Source organism: Sinorhizobium sp. P24N7, assembly GCF_042436655.1.
GTDB classification, from domain to species: domain Bacteria; phylum Pseudomonadota; class Alphaproteobacteria; order Rhizobiales; family Rhizobiaceae; genus Sinorhizobium; species Sinorhizobium meliloti_A.
In genome coordinates this window covers 59,378-76,470 of sequence record NZ_JBHMIW010000019.1, presented here as the reverse complement: position 1 = coordinate 76,470, position 17,093 = coordinate 59,378, and the positions used below count along the sequence as shown (strand labels likewise).

At 62.8% G+C, this 17,093-nt stretch carries 16 protein-coding genes; 4 read left to right on the top strand and 12 right to left on the bottom strand.

What is annotated here, in order from left to right:
• The first annotated feature begins 89 nt into the window (after window positions 1-89).
• Window positions 90-1,148 (top strand): LacI family DNA-binding transcriptional regulator, encoded by a 1,059-nt coding sequence (locus tag ACFHWW_RS28125; protein WP_275599136.1) that lies wholly within the window; start codon window positions 90-92, stop codon window positions 1,146-1,148.
• Window positions 1,149-1,151: 3 nt separating this feature from the next.
• On the opposite strand, the gene ACFHWW_RS28120 is transcribed toward ACFHWW_RS28125, so the two are convergent.
• From ACFHWW_RS28120 to ACFHWW_RS28095, 6 genes are read right to left on the bottom strand one after another with little or no spacing between them, the layout of a single operon-like run.
• The gene (locus ACFHWW_RS28120) at window positions 1,152-1,523 is read right to left on the bottom strand and encodes a hypothetical protein (protein ID WP_379942386.1); all 372 of its coding nucleotides are present in this window, start codon (window positions 1,521-1,523) and stop codon (window positions 1,152-1,154) included.
• 7 nt (window positions 1,524-1,530) lie between these two features.
• Window positions 1,531-4,053, bottom strand: coding sequence for a cytochrome c oxidase subunit I (ctaD, locus tag ACFHWW_RS28115; RefSeq protein ID WP_379942384.1), 2,523 nt, complete (start codon window positions 4,051-4,053; stop codon window positions 1,531-1,533).
• Entirely contained in the window at window positions 4,053-5,126 is a 1,074-nt protein-coding gene (locus ACFHWW_RS28110) for a sodium:calcium antiporter (protein ID WP_338281200.1), read from the bottom strand. Before ACFHWW_RS28110 ends, ctaD begins: the two co-directional genes overlap by 1 nt.
• 3 nt (window positions 5,127-5,129) lie before the next feature.
• Complete coding sequence (locus ACFHWW_RS28105) at window positions 5,130-6,113, bottom strand: c-type cytochrome (protein WP_379942382.1); 984 nt, start codon at window positions 6,111-6,113, stop codon at window positions 5,130-5,132.
• Window positions 6,110-7,234, bottom strand: coding sequence for a c-type cytochrome (locus ACFHWW_RS28100; protein ID WP_379942380.1), 1,125 nt, complete (start codon window positions 7,232-7,234; stop codon window positions 6,110-6,112). Before ACFHWW_RS28100 ends, ACFHWW_RS28105 begins: the two co-directional genes overlap by 4 nt.
• Window positions 7,225-7,806 carry a cytochrome c oxidase assembly protein gene (locus tag ACFHWW_RS28095; protein ID WP_324764625.1) on the bottom strand — a complete coding sequence of 194 codons (582 nt, stop codon included), beginning with the start codon at window positions 7,804-7,806 and terminating at the stop codon, window positions 7,225-7,227. Before ACFHWW_RS28095 ends, ACFHWW_RS28100 begins: the two co-directional genes overlap by 10 nt.
• A gap of 251 nt (window positions 7,807-8,057) precedes the next feature.
• Here ACFHWW_RS28095 and ACFHWW_RS28090 point away from each other — a divergent pair, with 251 nt between their 5' ends.
• On the top strand, window positions 8,058-8,507 hold the full coding sequence (locus ACFHWW_RS28090) for a DUF2231 domain-containing protein (protein ID WP_100670259.1): 450 nt from the start codon (window positions 8,058-8,060) through the stop codon (window positions 8,505-8,507).
• A complete protein-coding gene (locus tag ACFHWW_RS28085; protein ID WP_100670258.1) occupies window positions 8,500-10,053 on the top strand; it encodes a sorbosone dehydrogenase family protein in 1,554 nt (517 codons plus the stop codon). The genes ACFHWW_RS28090 and ACFHWW_RS28085 overlap by 8 nt, the downstream gene beginning before the upstream one ends.
• Before the next feature lie 8 nt (window positions 10,054-10,061).
• On the opposite strand, the gene ACFHWW_RS28080 is transcribed toward ACFHWW_RS28085, so the two are convergent.
• From ACFHWW_RS28080 to ACFHWW_RS28055, 6 genes are all read right to left on the bottom strand, one after another.
• Window positions 10,062-11,048, bottom strand: a complete 987-nt coding sequence (locus tag ACFHWW_RS28080; RefSeq protein WP_198516631.1) for a YihY/virulence factor BrkB family protein — start codon at window positions 11,046-11,048, stop codon at window positions 10,062-10,064.
• A gap of 540 nt (window positions 11,049-11,588) precedes the next feature.
• Window positions 11,589-12,029, bottom strand: coding sequence for a DUF421 domain-containing protein (locus tag ACFHWW_RS28075; protein ID WP_018098814.1), 441 nt, complete (start codon window positions 12,027-12,029; stop codon window positions 11,589-11,591).
• 10 nt (window positions 12,030-12,039) lie between these two features.
• Window positions 12,040-12,540, bottom strand: coding sequence for a hypothetical protein (locus ACFHWW_RS28070; RefSeq protein WP_338281210.1), 501 nt, complete (start codon window positions 12,538-12,540; stop codon window positions 12,040-12,042).
• Between the two features lie 262 nt (window positions 12,541-12,802).
• Window positions 12,803-13,321 carry a DUF2231 domain-containing protein gene (locus ACFHWW_RS28065; RefSeq protein ID WP_100670253.1) on the bottom strand — a complete coding sequence of 173 codons (519 nt, stop codon included), beginning with the start codon at window positions 13,319-13,321 and terminating at the stop codon, window positions 12,803-12,805.
• A 98-nt stretch (window positions 13,322-13,419) separates the two neighbouring features.
• A complete protein-coding gene (locus tag ACFHWW_RS28060; RefSeq protein ID WP_100670252.1) occupies window positions 13,420-14,412 on the bottom strand; it encodes a YihY/virulence factor BrkB family protein in 993 nt (330 codons plus the stop codon).
• 94 nt (window positions 14,413-14,506) lie between these two features.
• The gene (locus ACFHWW_RS28055; protein ID WP_379942376.1) at window positions 14,507-15,526 is read right to left on the bottom strand and encodes a Gfo/Idh/MocA family protein; all 1,020 of its coding nucleotides are present in this window, start codon (window positions 15,524-15,526) and stop codon (window positions 14,507-14,509) included.
• Window positions 15,527-15,683: 157 nt separating this feature from the next.
• Here ACFHWW_RS28055 and uxaC point away from each other — a divergent pair, with 157 nt between their 5' ends.
• Window positions 15,684-17,093 carry a glucuronate isomerase gene (gene uxaC / locus ACFHWW_RS28050; protein ID WP_379942374.1) on the top strand — a complete coding sequence of 470 codons (1,410 nt, stop codon included), beginning with the start codon at window positions 15,684-15,686 and terminating at the stop codon, window positions 17,091-17,093.

Here is a 17,093-nt window from a genome sequence, read left to right as displayed (position 1 = left end):
GGATGCGGGCGGAAAGCCGCGCACACTTTTCCTCAACCCGCTCTAGCGGAAGCGCCGTGATCGGTGAATATTCCGAAAGACCAAATCAGATGAGCGGGGACGCTTCGACCGTGACCAGACAGATCAAGACGATGGAGGATTTTTCGGAGTTCGTCGGACTGTCGCGCCCCACCGTCTCCAAATATTTCAACGACCCCTCATCGGTGCGCAAGAAGACACGCGACGCCATCGAGGCGGCGATAAAGCAATCGGGCTTTCGCCCGAACATCTTCGCCGTCAACCTGAACCGCCGCCGCACCAATATCCTCGGGGTCATCGTGCCCAACTCGACGGACCCGTTCTACATGGCGCTGACGCGCCGCATCGAGCACATTGCCGATCAGGCGGGCTTCCTCGCCTTCGTCCTTTCCTCGGACGGCAGGCCCGAGATGGAAGAACGGGCGATCGAAACCTTCAAGTCGATGAACGTCGCCGGCGCGATCATCGCGCCACTCGGCGTCCAGTCGCATCACCAGAAGCTGAGCGCGCTCGGACAAAGCATACCGCTGATCTATGTCGACTCGCCGCTCGACGACAGTTCCTCCTTCGTCGGAACCGACAACCGGCAGAGCTTCAGGCTGATGGTCGACTATCTCTGCCGTTCGGGTGGCCCGCCCTGCTATCTCGGCATGCCCCCGGTCAACAACAACGCCATGGCGCGCCAGGACGCTTATGTCGAAGCCATGCGGCAGCTGAAGATGAAGCCGGCGGTCGTAGAGACGACGGCATATGCCTCCTGGGACTTCGAGAAGTTCGGCTTCGACGAGACGCTGCGCATCCTGTCCAGTGGCGGTTTCCCGACGCAAACCGTTCTTTGCGCGAACGACCGCGTCGCCTTCGGCGTCATTGCCGCCGCGTTTCAGTCCGGCCTGAAGGTCGGGCGGGATGCCGACAGCGATCTGAGGGTCGCCGGGCACGACGACCATCCCTTGTCCCGCTACACCTGTCCGCCACTGACCACGGTCGCGCAGAACTACAACGAAATCGGCAGGCTGGCGATCGAACTTCTCCTGTTCAAGCTCGGCGAGGCTTCCGGTAACGGTGAAGCCTTTCGCGACGACGAACGCATTTTGCTGAGCGCGGAGATCATGTTGCGCGGTTCGGCTTAGAACTCACCTGAACTGTGCGCATGGCGCAAGCGCGAGCGCTCCAGAGCCGGTCCACAGGACGCCCGTCAGGGCCAGGACCGTCAGAAGGCGCCCCGCGCGGATCAGGAAGGGCTGGTCGTCTCCCGGATCGGCGCAGCGAAGCGTTTGCGCGAGCTTTCCCGGAAAAGAGAAGGCCAGCAAGAGTGCTCCGGCCGCGGCGAGTGTGGCCACGACGATGGATGCCGGAACGATGGTGGTCGCCCACGGCCCCGCGGCGGCGCATGCCACGGCGTGGAAAGTATAGACGGCAAGCAGATGTCCACCCCAAAGAATCGGCCCGGCCAGAAGGAAGAGAATTGCGCCGGCAATGGGTGGTTCGCGGACGGGATCGTTCATGACGCACCTATCCGATCAGTCGCGGGAAGCCGTGAATTAGTCCGAGGCCCAGCAGCGACTGGGCGACGGCGTAGTGATAGAGCAGCGCGTAGCTGTCGTAGGTCACCCGCCGTACGGCATCCAGCTTCCCGGCCAGATGCCGCGCCATCGCGAACAGTCCCATGATCAGCAGGGCGAAGACGAGTTGAGCGAAGAGAACGGCGCCGAGATAAACCATGGCTCCGTAAGCGTTCCCATTGGGGCTCAAGCCCGTCGCCAAGTGTCCCCGGAGTTCAAGTGCGAACGCACCCGTCAGGCAGGCGAGCGAAAGAAGCAGGGCGGCCGCCATTGCCAGGCGCGATGCCGAGAACATCCCCAGCCTGCGGCTGACAAGCCATAAGATACCCGAGCCGGTAAGAAGCAGCGCCGCGGACCCCAAGGGCCAGCGAAGCGGCGGTGGTTCCGGAGAACCTGCCGGGGCCCAGACCTCCGGCGAGACGACCCAGAGGAAAAGGTAGGAAAAGACATAGGCGAGATAGAGGGACGCCGCAACGAACATCAGGACCACCATCGCCCACCAGGAATGCGATGTCGGTCCGCTCATATAGGTGGGAAGGCGAACGCCCTTGGCGATTTCGATCATGCCTTTCGAAGGCCCGGGGTCGAGCCCCCAGGCCCAGACGAGGATGAAGGCGATGGCGAGAACTCCGCAGATCGTCGCGATCGTCACCATCTTGACCGTCAGCAGCAGGAAGAACGCCGCCGTGAAGACGGCCGCGAGGAAAGGCGGCCAGCCGGGACCGGGCATCTGGATGACATATTGCGGACGGGCATGGATCGGCGAGGTCACGATCGTTTCCCGCCAGCCGGTCGGAGCGTTTGGAAGATAGTGATGGCCGTCGCGTACCTCCTGAGGGAGGCTCGGCCGATCCCAGAGCGGTTCGCGACTGGTGATGTGAGGGATGCTTCGGGTGGAGTAGACGTCGTTCGGCAGCCATTCGAGCGTGCCCGCTCCCCAAGGGTTCTCGTGAGGTCCGTTGCCGGGGCGGAACTTCGCGGCGAGATCCACCAGAAAGACGAGTACGCCGGCGGCAAGCACATAGGTCCCCACGGTTGAGATGAGGTTCAGCGTGTCCCAGCCCATGTCGCCGGGATAGGTCCAGACCCGCCGCGGCATGCCTCTGAGACCGGTCAGATGCATCGGCAGAAAGGTGACGTTGAAGCCGATGAAGATCAGCCAGAAAACCCACCGGCCCAGCCGTTCCGAGAGCATTCGGCGGCTGAAAAGCGGCATCCAGTAATAGATCGCCGCAAACACCGGGAAGACGAACCCGCCGATCAGCACATAGTGGAAATGTGCAACCACGAAGTAGGTGTCGTGTACCTGATGGTCGAAGGGCACCATGGCCACCATGACGCCGGTAAGCCCGCCAAGGGTGAAAATGAACAGGAAGCCGAGAATGAACAGCGATGCGGTCGTTATTCGGAAGCGCTCCCGTCCCGCGGCGATGGTCGCGATCCACGAAAAGACCTGGATGCCCGAGGGAACGGCGACCGCCATGCTGGCGGCGGAGAAGAAGGCGAGGCTCAGCGCCGGAATGCCTGTCGTGAACATGTGGTGCACCCAGAGCCCGAAGCTGAAAAAGCCCGTGCCGATCAAGGCGACGACGATCAGGTGATAGCCCACGAGCGGCGTGCGGGCCATGGTCGGTACCATCATCGAGACGAGGCCCGCGGCCGGAAGGAAGATGATGTAGACTTCCGGGTGCCCGAAGAACCAGAAGAGATGCTGCCAGAGCAGCGGATCTCCCCCCAGCGCGGCGGTGAAGAAGGGCCAGCCGAACGCCCGCTCGATCTCCAGCATCATCGTCGCCAGGATCACTGCCGGGAAGGCGAACATGATCATGCTGGCGAAGATCAGCATCGTCCAGGCGAAGATCGGCATCTTGGCGAGCGACATGCCCGGCGGCCGTGTCCTCAGCGCGCCAACGACGATCTCCACCGCCCCGGCGATCGCCGAAATCTCGATGAAGCCGATGCCGAGCAGCCAGAAATCGGCGTTGTCACCCGGCGAATATTCCATGAGCGTCAGCGGCGGATACATGAACCAGCCGCCTTTCGGCGCGAGGTCGTAGAAGATGGTCGAGAAGAAAACGAGCCCGCCGACCACATAGGCCCAGATGGCGAAGGCGCTCAGGCGCGGAAAAGGCAGATCGCGCGCCGCCAGCATCTGCGGCAGCAGCATGACGCCGAGCGCCTCGACCGCCGGCACGGCAAAGAGGAACATCATCGTCGTGCCGTGGACCGTGAACATCTGATTGTAGAGGTCCTGGTCTATGAGGCGATTGTCGCCGAGGGCGAGCTGCGTGCGCATGACGACGGCGAGCAGACCGGCCATGAGGAAGAAGAGAAACGCGACGCCGATGTAGAGAAGACCGATCACCGTATTGTTGACGGCCGTCACCAGCCGCCAACCGCGCGGCGTCGCCCAGATGCGCTCCAGTTCACGGACCTCGCCTTCGGGCCGGGTATCGGGATTTGGCAGTTCCATCATCCGCCTCCGCCGCCAGTGTCGCGCAGGAAATAGAGGACGACCAGCCCCGCCAGGTAAACGGTGAGGACCGCGAAGGAGTCGTAACCCATCCTGAAGATCGTCCGGTCCCGCCGTTCGACCAGCCCGATGAAGAAGATCGCCGTGACCGTGATCGCGATCAGCGCTGCAAAGGCTTCGAAGCGCCCGGCGCCGTTCATCACCGCGTCGGCACCTCCGGTGATATCGACGATGAAAAGAAGGAAGAGATCAATGAGGTTCGTACCGAAGATATCCGACATGGCCATGGTATAGAGGCCGGCACGCGTGGCGCTGAACACCGTGCTGACTTCCGGCAGCGACGTCGCAATCGCCACGAGGACCGCGCCGATGAAGCTCTGGCCGAGTCCGGTCGCTTCGGCGATCGCATCTCCCGAACGCGACAGCAAATAGCCCGCGACGATGATGACGGCGCCGCAGCCGGCAGTCGCCCAGCCCACCTCGCGCAGCGATTTCTTCTTGCTGTCTTCGGCCTCCTTCCGCGCCCTCTCTTCCTCCTTTTCGGGCGTAACCTCCTCGTCATTCGCGATCCAGGGCTTGTCGCGCTTCGAGCGTGACAAGACCCACATGCCGAAGCCCGTGACCGCTGCAAGCAACCACATCCACACGCCCGAGAAAAGCACCGGCACGTCCCCCACCACGATCGAGGCGGCGACGATCGACAGGAGAAGGATCTTGAAGCCGCCCTGCAGCATGACGACCGGGTCGGGAATGACCGAAGTCAGTGCCTGGCGGCCGATCAGCATGTCGGCAAGGGCAAGGATCGCCACCTGCATGGCGATGCCGCCCAGGATGCTGTTGACCGCGAGACTGGCATCACCGCTGAGCGACGAGGTCACGCCTACCGCCAGCTCCGGGAGCGAAGTGATGCCGCCGAGAAGCACGACGCCGATGAAGGCCTGGCCTACGCCCGTCTTCTCGCTGATCGCATTGGCATAGCCGGTGATCCTGACGCCAGCCATCCAGACTGCCACGGCCGCCCCCGCGAAAATCGCGAGATTCAGCCAAAGTCCGAGGCCGGCGAAGTCAAGCATAGGTCACCTCAACTGGTCCAGATAGGCGGCGAGCTGCCGCAATTCGTCGTCGGTGAAGATCTCGTATGGCGGCATCAGATTTTCCGGCTTCACGTGCTGGCCGTCGCGGATCCAGCGGACGAAGGCGGCGACATCGTTCTCGAGCGTGGCAGCGGCAAGCGAGTGCCGGCTGCCCACATGCGTGAGATCGGGGCCGATCGTACCCCGGGCATCCGTGCCGCGGACCCGGTGGCATGCGGCACAGCCGGAGGAGAGGAACAGCGCCTGCCCTGCGGCCTGATCCTGTTTCGCAGCCGAGGCGTCGCCGGCCTCACCTGCCAGCCAGGAGGAAAACTGATCTTCGGGCATGGCGATCACGTAAAAGGACATGAAGGCATGCGGCCCGCCGCAATATTCCGCACATTGGCCGCGACTGATGCCGGCCGTCGTCGCTTGAAGCGTCAGCGTGTTGGTATGGCCGGGGATCATGTCGAGCTTGCCGGCGAGCCGCGGCACCCAGAAGCTGTGAATAACGTCTGCCGATGTCAGTTCCAATTCCACCGGCCGCCCGACAGGCAGCCTGATTTCGTTGGCGCTCTCGATGCGGCGACCGGTCTCGTCGACATAGGTCACCCGCCACCACCAGCGCTCGCCCACGACCTCGATGCGCAATCCGCCCTGCGAACGGGCCGCAGTGGTGCCGGGCGCCATAAGATAGAAGCCGTAGCCCAGCAGGATGCTGAGAGCGAGGATCGGGAAAACGAGACCGCCACCGATGACCACCCTTTCGCCCGCGATGCGGGCACGCCAGCGCTCACCGCCGAAAAGCGCGACCGCCGTGATCAGGCAGACCCCGACGAGAATGGCGGTAGAGAACAGGATCAGCAGCCAACTGAGCGTGCCGATGCGCTCGGCTTCCGCTCCGGAAGGATCGAGCGCGGACTGCAGCCCGGCGCAGCCCTGCAGCGCGAGAGCGCTTGCCACCGCGAAATATCGGGCGAGCCTCATCGGTTCGCCTCCGTCATCGGCGCCGTGGCGCTTCCCGGAGGCAGCGAATCCAGATAGGCGGCGACGTCTTCGATCTGCGCTTCGTCCAGTGCGCCGGCAACCGCCGTCATGATCCTCCCATAGGGGGTCCCGATCCGCCCGCCGCGCCGCCAGAGCCGTATCTGCTCCTCTATGTACTCGGCATGCTGGCCGGCGAGGACCGGAAACTGCGGCGATTGACGTCCGGAATGGCAGCTCAGGCAGGCCGGTACGCCCTGATGCGCGATGCCGCGCCTGGCTATGGCTTCGCCGCGCCTGAGTTGCTCAGGGTCAGGTGACGCCGATTGGTTTCCGGCGGTTGGCTGAAGTGCGGAGTAATGCGCTGCCAGCTCCCGCATGGCGTCCTCTGACAGAAGGTCGGCGACCGGTTCCATGGCACCGCTCGCCCGGGCACCCTGCGCATATTCCTGGAGACTGCGCAGGAGATAGGCTTCGGGAAGTCCCGCGAGCCGCGGGACACGGTCGCCGTTCGTGCCTGTGCCTTCGCGTTCATGGCAGCGCCCGCAGGCGGTCAAGGCGCTGCCGCTCACGGATCCCTCATCTCTACTCGCCTGGCTGCGCGTGAGGCCTGCCAGGTCGGGATAATTGCCTGCCGTTGCGGGCAGGCTTGCGAGGAATGCCGTGACGGCCCAGACTTCGTCGTCGCGCCGGGTATTCGGCCATGCCGGCATGCCGGTATATTTGAGGCCGTGCTTGACGATCCAGAAGATCTCCTCCGGCGGGCGGCGCTTGCCGATGTCCATCAGATCCGGAGGCGGGGGCAGCATGCCGCTGACGATCGGATTTATCTCTTCGCCGGGGCGGTTGTGGCACGCTACGCACGCACCTTCGAAATGGGATGCCCCGAGTCGGATCATGCCGTCGTCTTCGAGCGGCGGAACTTCGATCGTAAAGCTTCGGTTGGCGATCGATCGTTCGCGGATCAGCGTCAGGATCCATGTCGTAATCCGCAGGTGGTCCTTGGAGGCCGCGACGTTGTAGATGCCGGACCAGACGAACACGACGCCCGCGGTCACGAGCAGCACGGCGCCGACCCCGACGATTTTCGCAACGGCCGTCCAGTGAAGGTTTCTCAGGTCCACGCTGCTGCACCTGCTCTGGATCCGGCATCGTCTTCCTCCATCGTCAAAAGCCAGCGCGCGGCAATCACGATCCCTGCGAGAACATAGGTCACAGGACAGGCGACCAGCATGATAAGCCCCGCGAGCTGCTGATCGGCCAAAGTCGCGTTCAGGGTTCCAGTTGCATGCGCCGTGTGGGATGCAGCGAAAGCGGGGTAGAGCGCTCGCGGCGCGAAGACGAAGAGTACGGCGAGAAGACAATAGAGCTTGCTGGTCATCAGAAGGGCAACGATCGGTTGCCAGGAACGCTTGCCATGAAGAAGCAGGACCGCCCGCCAGAACAGGAATGCGGTCAGGAACAGGCTGGCATTCATGAGCAAATGAACTGTGGGAAATTCCAGGGCCCGCTTGAGAAATGGCGGCGCATGCCAGGCCCAAAGGGCGGCGATCTGCGCAAGTGTCGCAAGCGGCAGAGCCCACCCGGCGATTTCCCGCCGCTGCGGCCGACCCCAAGTCATTGCGACTGCAGCCAGGGGCGCGGCGAGGTTCATCAGCAGGATGTGCACTGCCATATGCGTCGCCAACGGGCCCATCACGCCCCCTAGTCCTCCGAGCGGCTGACCAAGACCCCGCCGGTCAGGTTTCAAAAAGGTCGCCGGCGCAGGCCGCCGGTCGAAACACGGCATCGAATTACTGTGTCGCAAGGCGAAACTGTTTGGGGTGCTTCATGGTTCCAATCCGCACCTCCTGTGGTTGCGTAGCCGGCCGAACCGCCCGCCGCGAGCGCTCCCGGAACAAATGGGCGGGCCCGAGGTTTCAACGGTCGACCGAACAGGAGGCGCCGATGAATCTAAATTCCGCATCGACTGCCGCGACCGTCACCACCCCGGTCCATTCGTTGCTCGTGCCGTTTCCGGTCGTCTGTTTTACGCTCGCCCTTCTGACCGATATCGCCTTCTGGCAGACGGGACATATCATGTGGCAGAACTTCTCCGCCTGGCTGCTCTTTGCCGGCATCATTGCCGGCGTGATTGCTGGCGTGGCCGGTGTATTGGAGTTCCTGTTTCGAAGGGAGCGGCGTAGGCAAGGGGCGGTTTGGCTCCATGTAATCGGCTACGTCCTCGTCCTCGGTCTCGCCTTCGTCAACAACCTCGTCCATGCCGCCGATGGCTGGACGGCTGTGGTACCCTACGGGTTGATCCTCTCCGCGGCGACGGTGCTTCTGACGATCCTCTTCGCTTTGCTTGGCCGCGCCACCCTCTACAGGCAATCCGGAGTGAGCGGTTATGAATAGCTCTGCCTTCTTCCGTGCAAGATTCCTCATCGGAACCGGCGTTCTCCTCCTGGCGCTCGCAGGCTGCAGCGATGACGGCGCGGATTTCGATGTTTCGCAGCAGATCGGCCCCGATCCGGTCTTGCCGGAACCGACATCGGAACTCATGCCGGACATGAAAATCGCCGAGGTCGTCGGCTGGCAGGACGGCACGACACCGAGCGTTCCCGACAATCTCGTCATTGCCGCCTACGCGAAGGACCTTGCCAATCCGAGGACCGTCCATACGCTGCCGAACGGTGACGTTCTCGTCGTTCAATCGCGCGAACCCTCGGGCAAGCCGATAGAGCGGCCGAAGGACATGATCCGGGGTTGGATCATGTCCATGGCCCACGGCGGTGGTGCCGGCCCCGAAAAGGAAAGCAATCTGATCACGCTGCTCCGCGACACCGATCGCGACGGAACGGTGGACGAACGCCACGACCTGCTGACAGGGCTCAATTCTCCTTTCGGAGTGGCGTGGCACGACGGAACGCTTTACGTGGCTGCGGCCGATGCAATCCTCGCCTATCCCTATCAGCTCGGGCAGGCGGAGATCACCGGCGAGCCGCGGGTTCTAACACCGCTTCCGGGTGGCCCGATCAACCATCACTGGACCAAGGATCTGGCCCTCAGCCCCGACGGGCGCTACCTCTATGCCTCCGTCGGTTCCAACTCCAACGTGGCCGAGCGCGGGCTCGAGGCCGAAAAGGGCCGCGCTGCGATCTGGCAGGTAGATCGGGAAACGGGTGCGGCCCGCGTCTTCGCGTCCGGCCTTCGCAACCCGAACGGGTTGATCTTCCATCCTGAGACCGGCGTGCTCTGGACGGTCGTCAACGAGCGTGACGAGCTGGGGCCGAATCTGGTGCCGGACTACATGACCTCGGTGCAGGAAGGCGCTTTCTACGGCTGGCCATGGAGCTATTACGGCGCCCATGTGGACGAGCGGGTCCATCCGCCGCGGCCCGACATGTTCGAGAAAGCGATCCCCCCGGACTATGCTCTTTCCAGCCACGTCGCCGCCCTGGGCCTGGTCTTCTCCAACGGCTCCGCCTTGCCGGAGCCCTTCGCCAACGGCGCCTTCATAGGCGAGCACGGGAGCTGGAACCGCAGCAGCTTCAACGGCTACAAGGTCGTCTATGTCCCATTCGAAAACGGCCGGCCGGCCGGGAAGGCTCAGGACGTCGTGACCGGCTTCATCGAAGGCGATCAGGCTCGCGGTCGTCCGGTCGGCGTTGCGATCGACGGGACCGGGGCGCTGCTTGTTGCCGACGACGCCGGCAACACCGTCTGGCGCGTCGCCGGAGCCGACGGCAGGGTCACACCGAGCCCTGTCGGTACGGACGGACAGGGGGATAGCGCGGTCACCAGTGAAGCCAGCCCGCCAGCGGGTGAGACAGGAGGGACATCCGGACGGGCCGCTCCTCCCGCAACTGGTGCCACGCCTCCGGAGCCGCCGCAGACCGATGTCGCGCCGGCTACTCTGCCGAGGGCTACGGAACAGGGATCACCGGAGCCACAGCAATAATTCCCGATCTAATCCTCGGCGTCGCCGACCGTGTCGGCGACATAGGCATCGCGCTTTCCGAGCTCCTTGGGCCGCCCTGTCGTTGAATCCCTCGCCGTCTGATGTTCCAGCTCGGCATTGAGTTCAGCACCGATGATGACGATCATCGTGGATATCCAGATCCAGAGCATGAAGCCGATCAGCGTGCCGAGAGCGCCGTAGGTGGCATTGTAGTTTGCAAAATTGTCGATGTAATACGAGAACGCCAGGGACGCGACGAGCCAGCAGATTGTGCTCAGGGCTGCACCCCAGGTAAGCCACCTGAGTTTGGCCGGCTCCCGGCTAGGACCGTAGCGATAGATCAGGGTGATGCCCGCCGCTACGAGCAACAGCATCACGGGCCAGCGCACGAACCTGAGGAGACCTTCCAGTTCCAGGTGGAGAAAGGCCAGCACTGCCGGCAATATGGCAATGGCCGCGATGAGGACGGCGGTCAGGATCAAACCGGCCAGCGTGAAGCCGATGCTTAACAGTGCCAGCCGGACGAAGCCGCGCTTTTCCGTCTCGTCATAGGCGATATTCATCGCTTCGAAAAGGGCGCCTACGCCGTTGCGCGCACTCCAGAGAGCGAAGAGCAACCCGCCTATGAAGCCGAGGCTCAGGCTGGACGTTTCCTGGGACGTCAGGGTTTCCAATTGATCGGTCATCATTTGAAGCGACTGCGCCGGGAGCACGGTGGCGAGCAATGTAGCCTGCTCGGCGATCGCGGCCGGATCGGAAACGAGACCGTAGATGGAGACGAGCGAGCCGAGCGCTGGAAATATGGAGAGGAGCACATAAAAGGTGACGCCGGCGGCAACGAGCGAAATCCGGTCCTCGCTGATCTGTGAAACCACCCGCCAGAAGACGTCACGCAGACCCCTCGCTGGAATTTCGCCCGGGCTGTCGGCCGCGCGTCCCCTGCCCCCCTCTTGAGCCTTTTCGTCAGTTCCCCTCTTTGCATCACCGGATTTCATCTGCTCTTCCTCACGGGTTCGAAAGTCCGCCGTGCCGCTGATCGGGCTTGCCGATGGCGGGCGATCGCGGGTGGCATTCGAACACGCCAGGCGATGGCTTGTTCCTTGCGATCCCCCCTATTCGGGCGCGAAATCCTTACTTCAAGGCGCGACTTATTTTCTCATAAGAAGTGCTCCATGCTCTCGTGACACGTACTCGGATTTGAAAGAACTGAATCATGAAGCCTGCGACGCTGCGTCTAACCGCCATATTTTTGTCGGCGGCTACTCCGTTTCTTCCGGCAATCGCGGGGAATGTGCAGCACGAAAAGGGAAAAGTTCGAAGTCAAAGCCTGGCCATGAAGAAATTCGTAGATGCCAATCCCGACTGCCTCGAGTTCAATGATCAATGCTCTGTTTGTTCGTTGATCGACGGAGTGGCCGAGTGCTCCTCGCCCAAGATCGCATGTGTCAAGGGGGAGTATCGTTGCACGATGAGATCGAAATAAGTGGCACCTACATTGGCTGACGAACCGGGATTTCCAGCTTGGCACCGCGTTGTCATCTCGGAATGATGCTTATTCCCCCGTCCGCCTCGAGAACAGCGAATTTGATCTGGTCGAGGCGAGCCAGACCCTGCTGCTCTCGGGCCGCGACAAGTATGTCCTCGATGTTGACCCGGGCTCTTCTCACGGCGCGTTCGTCGACCTTCCCGTCGGCGATAAGCACCGTCGGCGTGCCGTCGAGAAACAGGGCGATCTTCGGCGACCATTGCTTGACGTAGGAGAGAACGATATCGACGCCGAAAAGCGTCAGGATGAGCAATGTTGCGTTGACGATGGAGAAGTCGTCGCCGAGCAGCGCCTGCTGAGTCGTCTCGGCGATGATGAGGAGCAGCACGAAGTCGAAGGTGGTCATCTGTGCAACCGTGCGCCGGCCGGAAAGCCGGAGCGCGGCGAGGAGTATAAAATAGATCGTAATACCGCGAACGACGGAGTCCATGACGTATCTCCTAGGGCCAGACGATCGTCCGCACCTCCTTTACCGGCTCGTCATCGATACTTGCCCGGTAGGAAACGACACCCGGAGTTTGGGCACGGAGGTGCAGAGTCAGCACGAGGGGCTGCCGCGAAGCGGACCGGAAGCGGTATACCAGCCCTTCATCGCCTGCTTCAGCGGAGATCGGTGGCGGATCCATATCCTCCACCTGAAAGCTTTTGAAGAATTCGGGCGACAAGGTCAGGCGACGTTCGTTCTCGCCGCCGGCCAATGAAGCGTTCAGCGTCTCGGAAGCCTCCCAACGGCTGAAACGGGGCATATCGACGGCGCCGCCGGCGAACGTCACGGTCTGCCTCTGTAGCCAGCCCCTTGAGCCGGTAACGCCCAGGACGGCGGCAAGCAGCGTCAGTCCAAAAACGATCCATGCGACGCGCTCTACTTTCCAGAAAAACTCCTGGAACGTGCGATGCTCTTCGATCTGCAATCCGTCCGGTCGAACTGGTGGTTGATCCAAAGCTTAGACCTCGCCCTTGAGCTTTGTAGAATGGCTGAACGGGCGGAAATGTTCCGTGAACCACCCTGTATGACGGCCCGCTTCCTTTCCTCGGCGTCCGCCGCAGAACTCAAGCAGTGTCCACGCAGAAGGCAGCAGCCCGCGCCGCGCCGATTCGTCGAAACGGGCGGCCTGGAATCCAGTTCTCCTACGACCGCATCGAATAGAAGGATACGGGCGGCAACCGGAAATCGGCTGGTTGCCGCCGGGGTCGAGAGGACGTTTAGATGTGCTTCGTCCCGTGCCTGGTAATGGATGGCGTGGCAGCGCCGTCCTCCGCCTCGGGGTCCATGCCGACCCGATGATGATAGACGAGCTCCCCGCCTTTCCAGCCGGTGTAGAGAAGCAGCAGGACGGTGGCGAGAGATAGTAGAAGGCCCCAGGGCCAGACGGCCTCGACGGAACCGTTCGCGTAGCGCAGCCAAAAACTGGCGACCGCGAGGAGTACGACGACAACGTTTCCGATCATGTGCTTCCAGGCGTCGTCGATCGCCCGAATAAGGGCGTTTCCGAGGAAATCCGTCAGTCCGGCGAGAGCGGCCAGGGCTGCCATCACGATGGCTGCACCGAGCGACCACATAGATACGTCTGCCCAGAATGAATTTCCGTTCGCGAGATACACGATGTCACATATGAACGTTGCGACAAGAAGCGCGATTGGAAAGGGAACGAGCATCGGATGGATCGGATGCCCGCCGATTTTCGCGCTGGCCGCCAGACCCAAGAGGTCACGATCTGCCATGGCATAGTCCTCCAGCACCGCAAGTCCCGGTGATCCTGAAATGCGTAAGAAGCGGCGATTGTTCCTTGGCGATGCGAACCGGCGCATGCCGCGGCTGATCAATCAGCCGCCTTGCCGATGGTATCGGCCACATGAGCGCCGCGCTCGCCCAACGGGAGCGGCTTGCCCGTCGTCGAATCTACCGCCGTCTGGTGTTCGAGTTCGGCGTTGATGAGTGCGCCGATGAGGAGAATCATCACCGAGATCCACACCCATGTCATGAGACCGGCAAGCGCGCCGAGAGCGCCGTATGTCGCGTTGTAGTTGGCGAAATGTTCCAGATAGTAGGAAAAGAGCCATGAGGCGGCCAGCCAAAACAAGGTACTGAACACCGCGCCCCAGTTCAGCCACCGCAATTTCGCCCGCTCGCGGCTCGGCCCGAAACGATAGATGAGGATGGTGCCGAAGGTAACGAGGAGGAGTACCACCGGCCATCTCGCCGCTCGGGTCACGAGCTCGACCCAACGATCGACCCACACATAGGCCAGTACGGCCGGCACGACGCCGATCGCCGCGATCAGCGCCACCGCGAAGAGGAGCGCCGCGAAGGTGAACGCGATGCACAGGAGGGTTCTCGACAGAAAGCCTCTCTTTTCCCTTTCTCCATAGGCGACGTTCATCGCGTCGAAGAGGGCGGCAATGCCGTTGGCTGCCAACCACAGTGAGATTGACAGGCTCACGAAGAAACTGATGCCGAGAGTGGAGGGCTTCTGCGTCGTCAGGGTCTCCAGCTGGTCCATGATCAGCCCGTAGGAGTCCGCCGGCAGAATCACCTGCAGGATACCGACATGGGTGCCGATTTCCGACGGGTCCGCGACGAGCCCGTAGATCGAGACGAGGGCACCCATCGCGGGAAAGAGCGACAGCAGAAGGTAGAAGCTCACCCCCGCGGCTATCAGCATGACCCGCTCTTCGCCAATTTCGGAAAGCACCCGCCAGAAGACGTCCCGCATCCCCTTGGCGGGGATATCCGCGGGCGTGTCGGCTGCACGCCCCCTGCCCGGCTCCGCGGCCTCCAGCTTTTCGGCAAGTTCGATTTCGTTCGCACCCATGAATCAACGCCCGCCCGGTGACGGAACCCGGCTTTCGCCTCGCCGCATGCCTATCCAACGCCGCGGAAAATAGCTTGTTCCGGGACGCGACGGCTCAGAGGCGGTGCGCCTGCCCGCTTTCCGAAGCGCCGAGAAGCGCATTGATGAGCCGGTGGACCTTCAGCGCCTCGCGCCCGTTGACGCGCGGTTCGCCATTCCCCTCGACGGCATCGAGAAAGTCGGCAAGGACCGCACGGTGATGGTGATGCGGGAATGCCATCGGATCGGCGCCGGCACCACCCGCGGCCTCATCCTCGACCGAGAAATCCGTTCCGTCGTGGAAGGAAACGGCAAGCAGCCGGCCGCCCAGACGCGCCATGCCGCGTGTCCCGATTATATCTATCTCGTCCGGATAGCCGGGATAGGCGCAGGTGGTCGCGCTCACGGTGCCTATCGCGCCGCCCGCGAAGCGGATCGCCGCCATCGCCAGGTCTTCGGTTTCCATGCGGTGGATTCCGCTCGTCGCCGCATAGGCCTTGACCTCTTCCGGCAGGCCAGTGAGCGAAACGAGAAGGTCGAGGGTGTGTATGGCCTGGGTGAGAAGCACGCCGCCGCCGTCGCGAGCCCGCGTACCCCGGCCCGGTTGATCGTAATAGCTCTGCGGCCGCCAGTTGTGCAGCCGGGCCGAAGCACTGACGATTTGGCCGAGGCGGCCTTCATCGATGAGCCTCGCAAGTTCCTGGCTGACCCTGCGAAAGCGGTGCTGAAGCACGATGCCGAGTTTTATTCCGGCGCGCTCGGCCACCGTCACCAGGGCTTCCGATCGCTCCGGGGTGATCTCCAGCGGTTTTTCGAGCAGCACATGCTTGCCCGCTTCGGCCGCCTGCCGCACCAGATCGAGATGCGTGCTCGGCGGCGTCAATATCATGACGGCCGTGATCGACGGATCATGGAAGATCGTCTCGGCGGAGTCGCAAGTCGCGAAACCATAGGCCTCGGAAAAGGCGGCCCGCCTGGCGGCCGTGGGACTGTAGGCGGCAGCGACGTCAACTCTCTCCTCAAGGTCCAGCAGGCTTTTGGCATGCGGGCCAGCCGCCATGCCGAGTCCGATCACGCCGATACGCGTCTTTTTCATTCCGTCACCCCCTCAGCACAGTTCCTCCGGACCTCTCTCTACATCCTGCAGCGATGCGCGGCAAGAAAGTCATCATACAACTTCATAAAGTTTGTATGTTGACAATATATTTTACAAGCCGTAGCCATAGAGCACCTGTTGGAGGAGCGGGAGAGTGATGAGGGGACTGATCGATCCAGATCTGTTGTTTCCGGCCGAAGAGCGCACCCGTGCGCTGGCGCGGAGGCTATATGCCGAAGTAAGCGGTCTGCCGATCGTCAGCCCGCACGGGCATACGGAGCCGCGCTGGTATGCGCTGGACGAACCTTTTCCCGACCCCGCCCAACTTCTCATCGTGCCGGATCATTATGTGTTCCGCATGCTGTTCAGCCAGGGGATCAGGCTGGAAGAGCTCGGCGTTCCGGCGCTCGACGGTTCGCCGGTCGAGACGGATGGCCGCGCGATCTGGCGGCGTTTCTGCGAGAACTACCATCTCTTTCGTGGCACGCCGACGCGGCATTGGTTCGACTATACGCTCTCCGAGCTTTTCGGCATCGACGAACTGCCCTCCGCCGCCAGTTCGGACCGGCTTTACGACCATGTCGCCGACTGTCTGAGGCGCCCGGATTATCGCCCGCGCGCGCTCTACGAGCGGTTCAATATCGAGGTGATCTCCACGACCGACAGTGCCCTGGACGATCTGGGCTGGCACGGCAAGATACTGGAAAGCGGCTGGAAAGGACGGGTCGTCCCCGCCTACCGTCCCGACGCGGTGGTCGATCCGGATTTCCAGGGTTTCTCGACCAATCTCGACAAGCTCGGCGACATCACCGGCGCCGATACCGCAACGTGGTCGGGCTATCTGGACGCCCATCGCTCCCGCCGCGCCTATTTCAAGAATTTCGGCGCGACCTCGACGGATCACGGCCATGCGACGGCAGACACGGCCAACCTTTCGCAAGCGGAGGCCGCGGCACTGTTCGACAGGGTGCGGCTGGGCAAGGCGGATGCCGACGAGCGGCGCTTGTTCCGGGCGCAGATGCTGACCGAGATGGCGAAGATGAGCCTGGACGATGGGCTCGTAATGCAGATTCATCCGGGCTCGTTCCGCAACCACTCGCCCGCGATCCTGGCAAAGTTCGGCCGCGACAAGGGCTTCGACATTCCGGCACGCACCGATTATGTGACCGCACTCAAGCCGTTGCTCGACGCAGTCGGGCTCGAGCGCGATCTGACGGTCATTCTCTTTACGCTGGACGAGACGAGCTATGCGCGCGAGCTGGCGCCGCTTGCCGGCGTCTATCCCGCGCTGAAGCTCGGACCCGCATGGTGGTTCCACGACAGTGCGGAGGGCATGCGCCGCTTCCGTGAGATGACCACCGAGACGGCGGGCTTCTACAACACCGTCGGGTTCAACGACGATACAAGGGCGTTTCCGTCCATCCCCGCGCGCCACGACATTGCGCGCCGGGTCGACTGCGCATTTCTCGCGCGTCTGGTCGCGGAACATCGCCTGCGGGAGGATGAGGCGTACGAGCTTGCGCGGGACCTTGCCTATGGTCTCGCCAAGGAGGCGTACCGGCTCTGA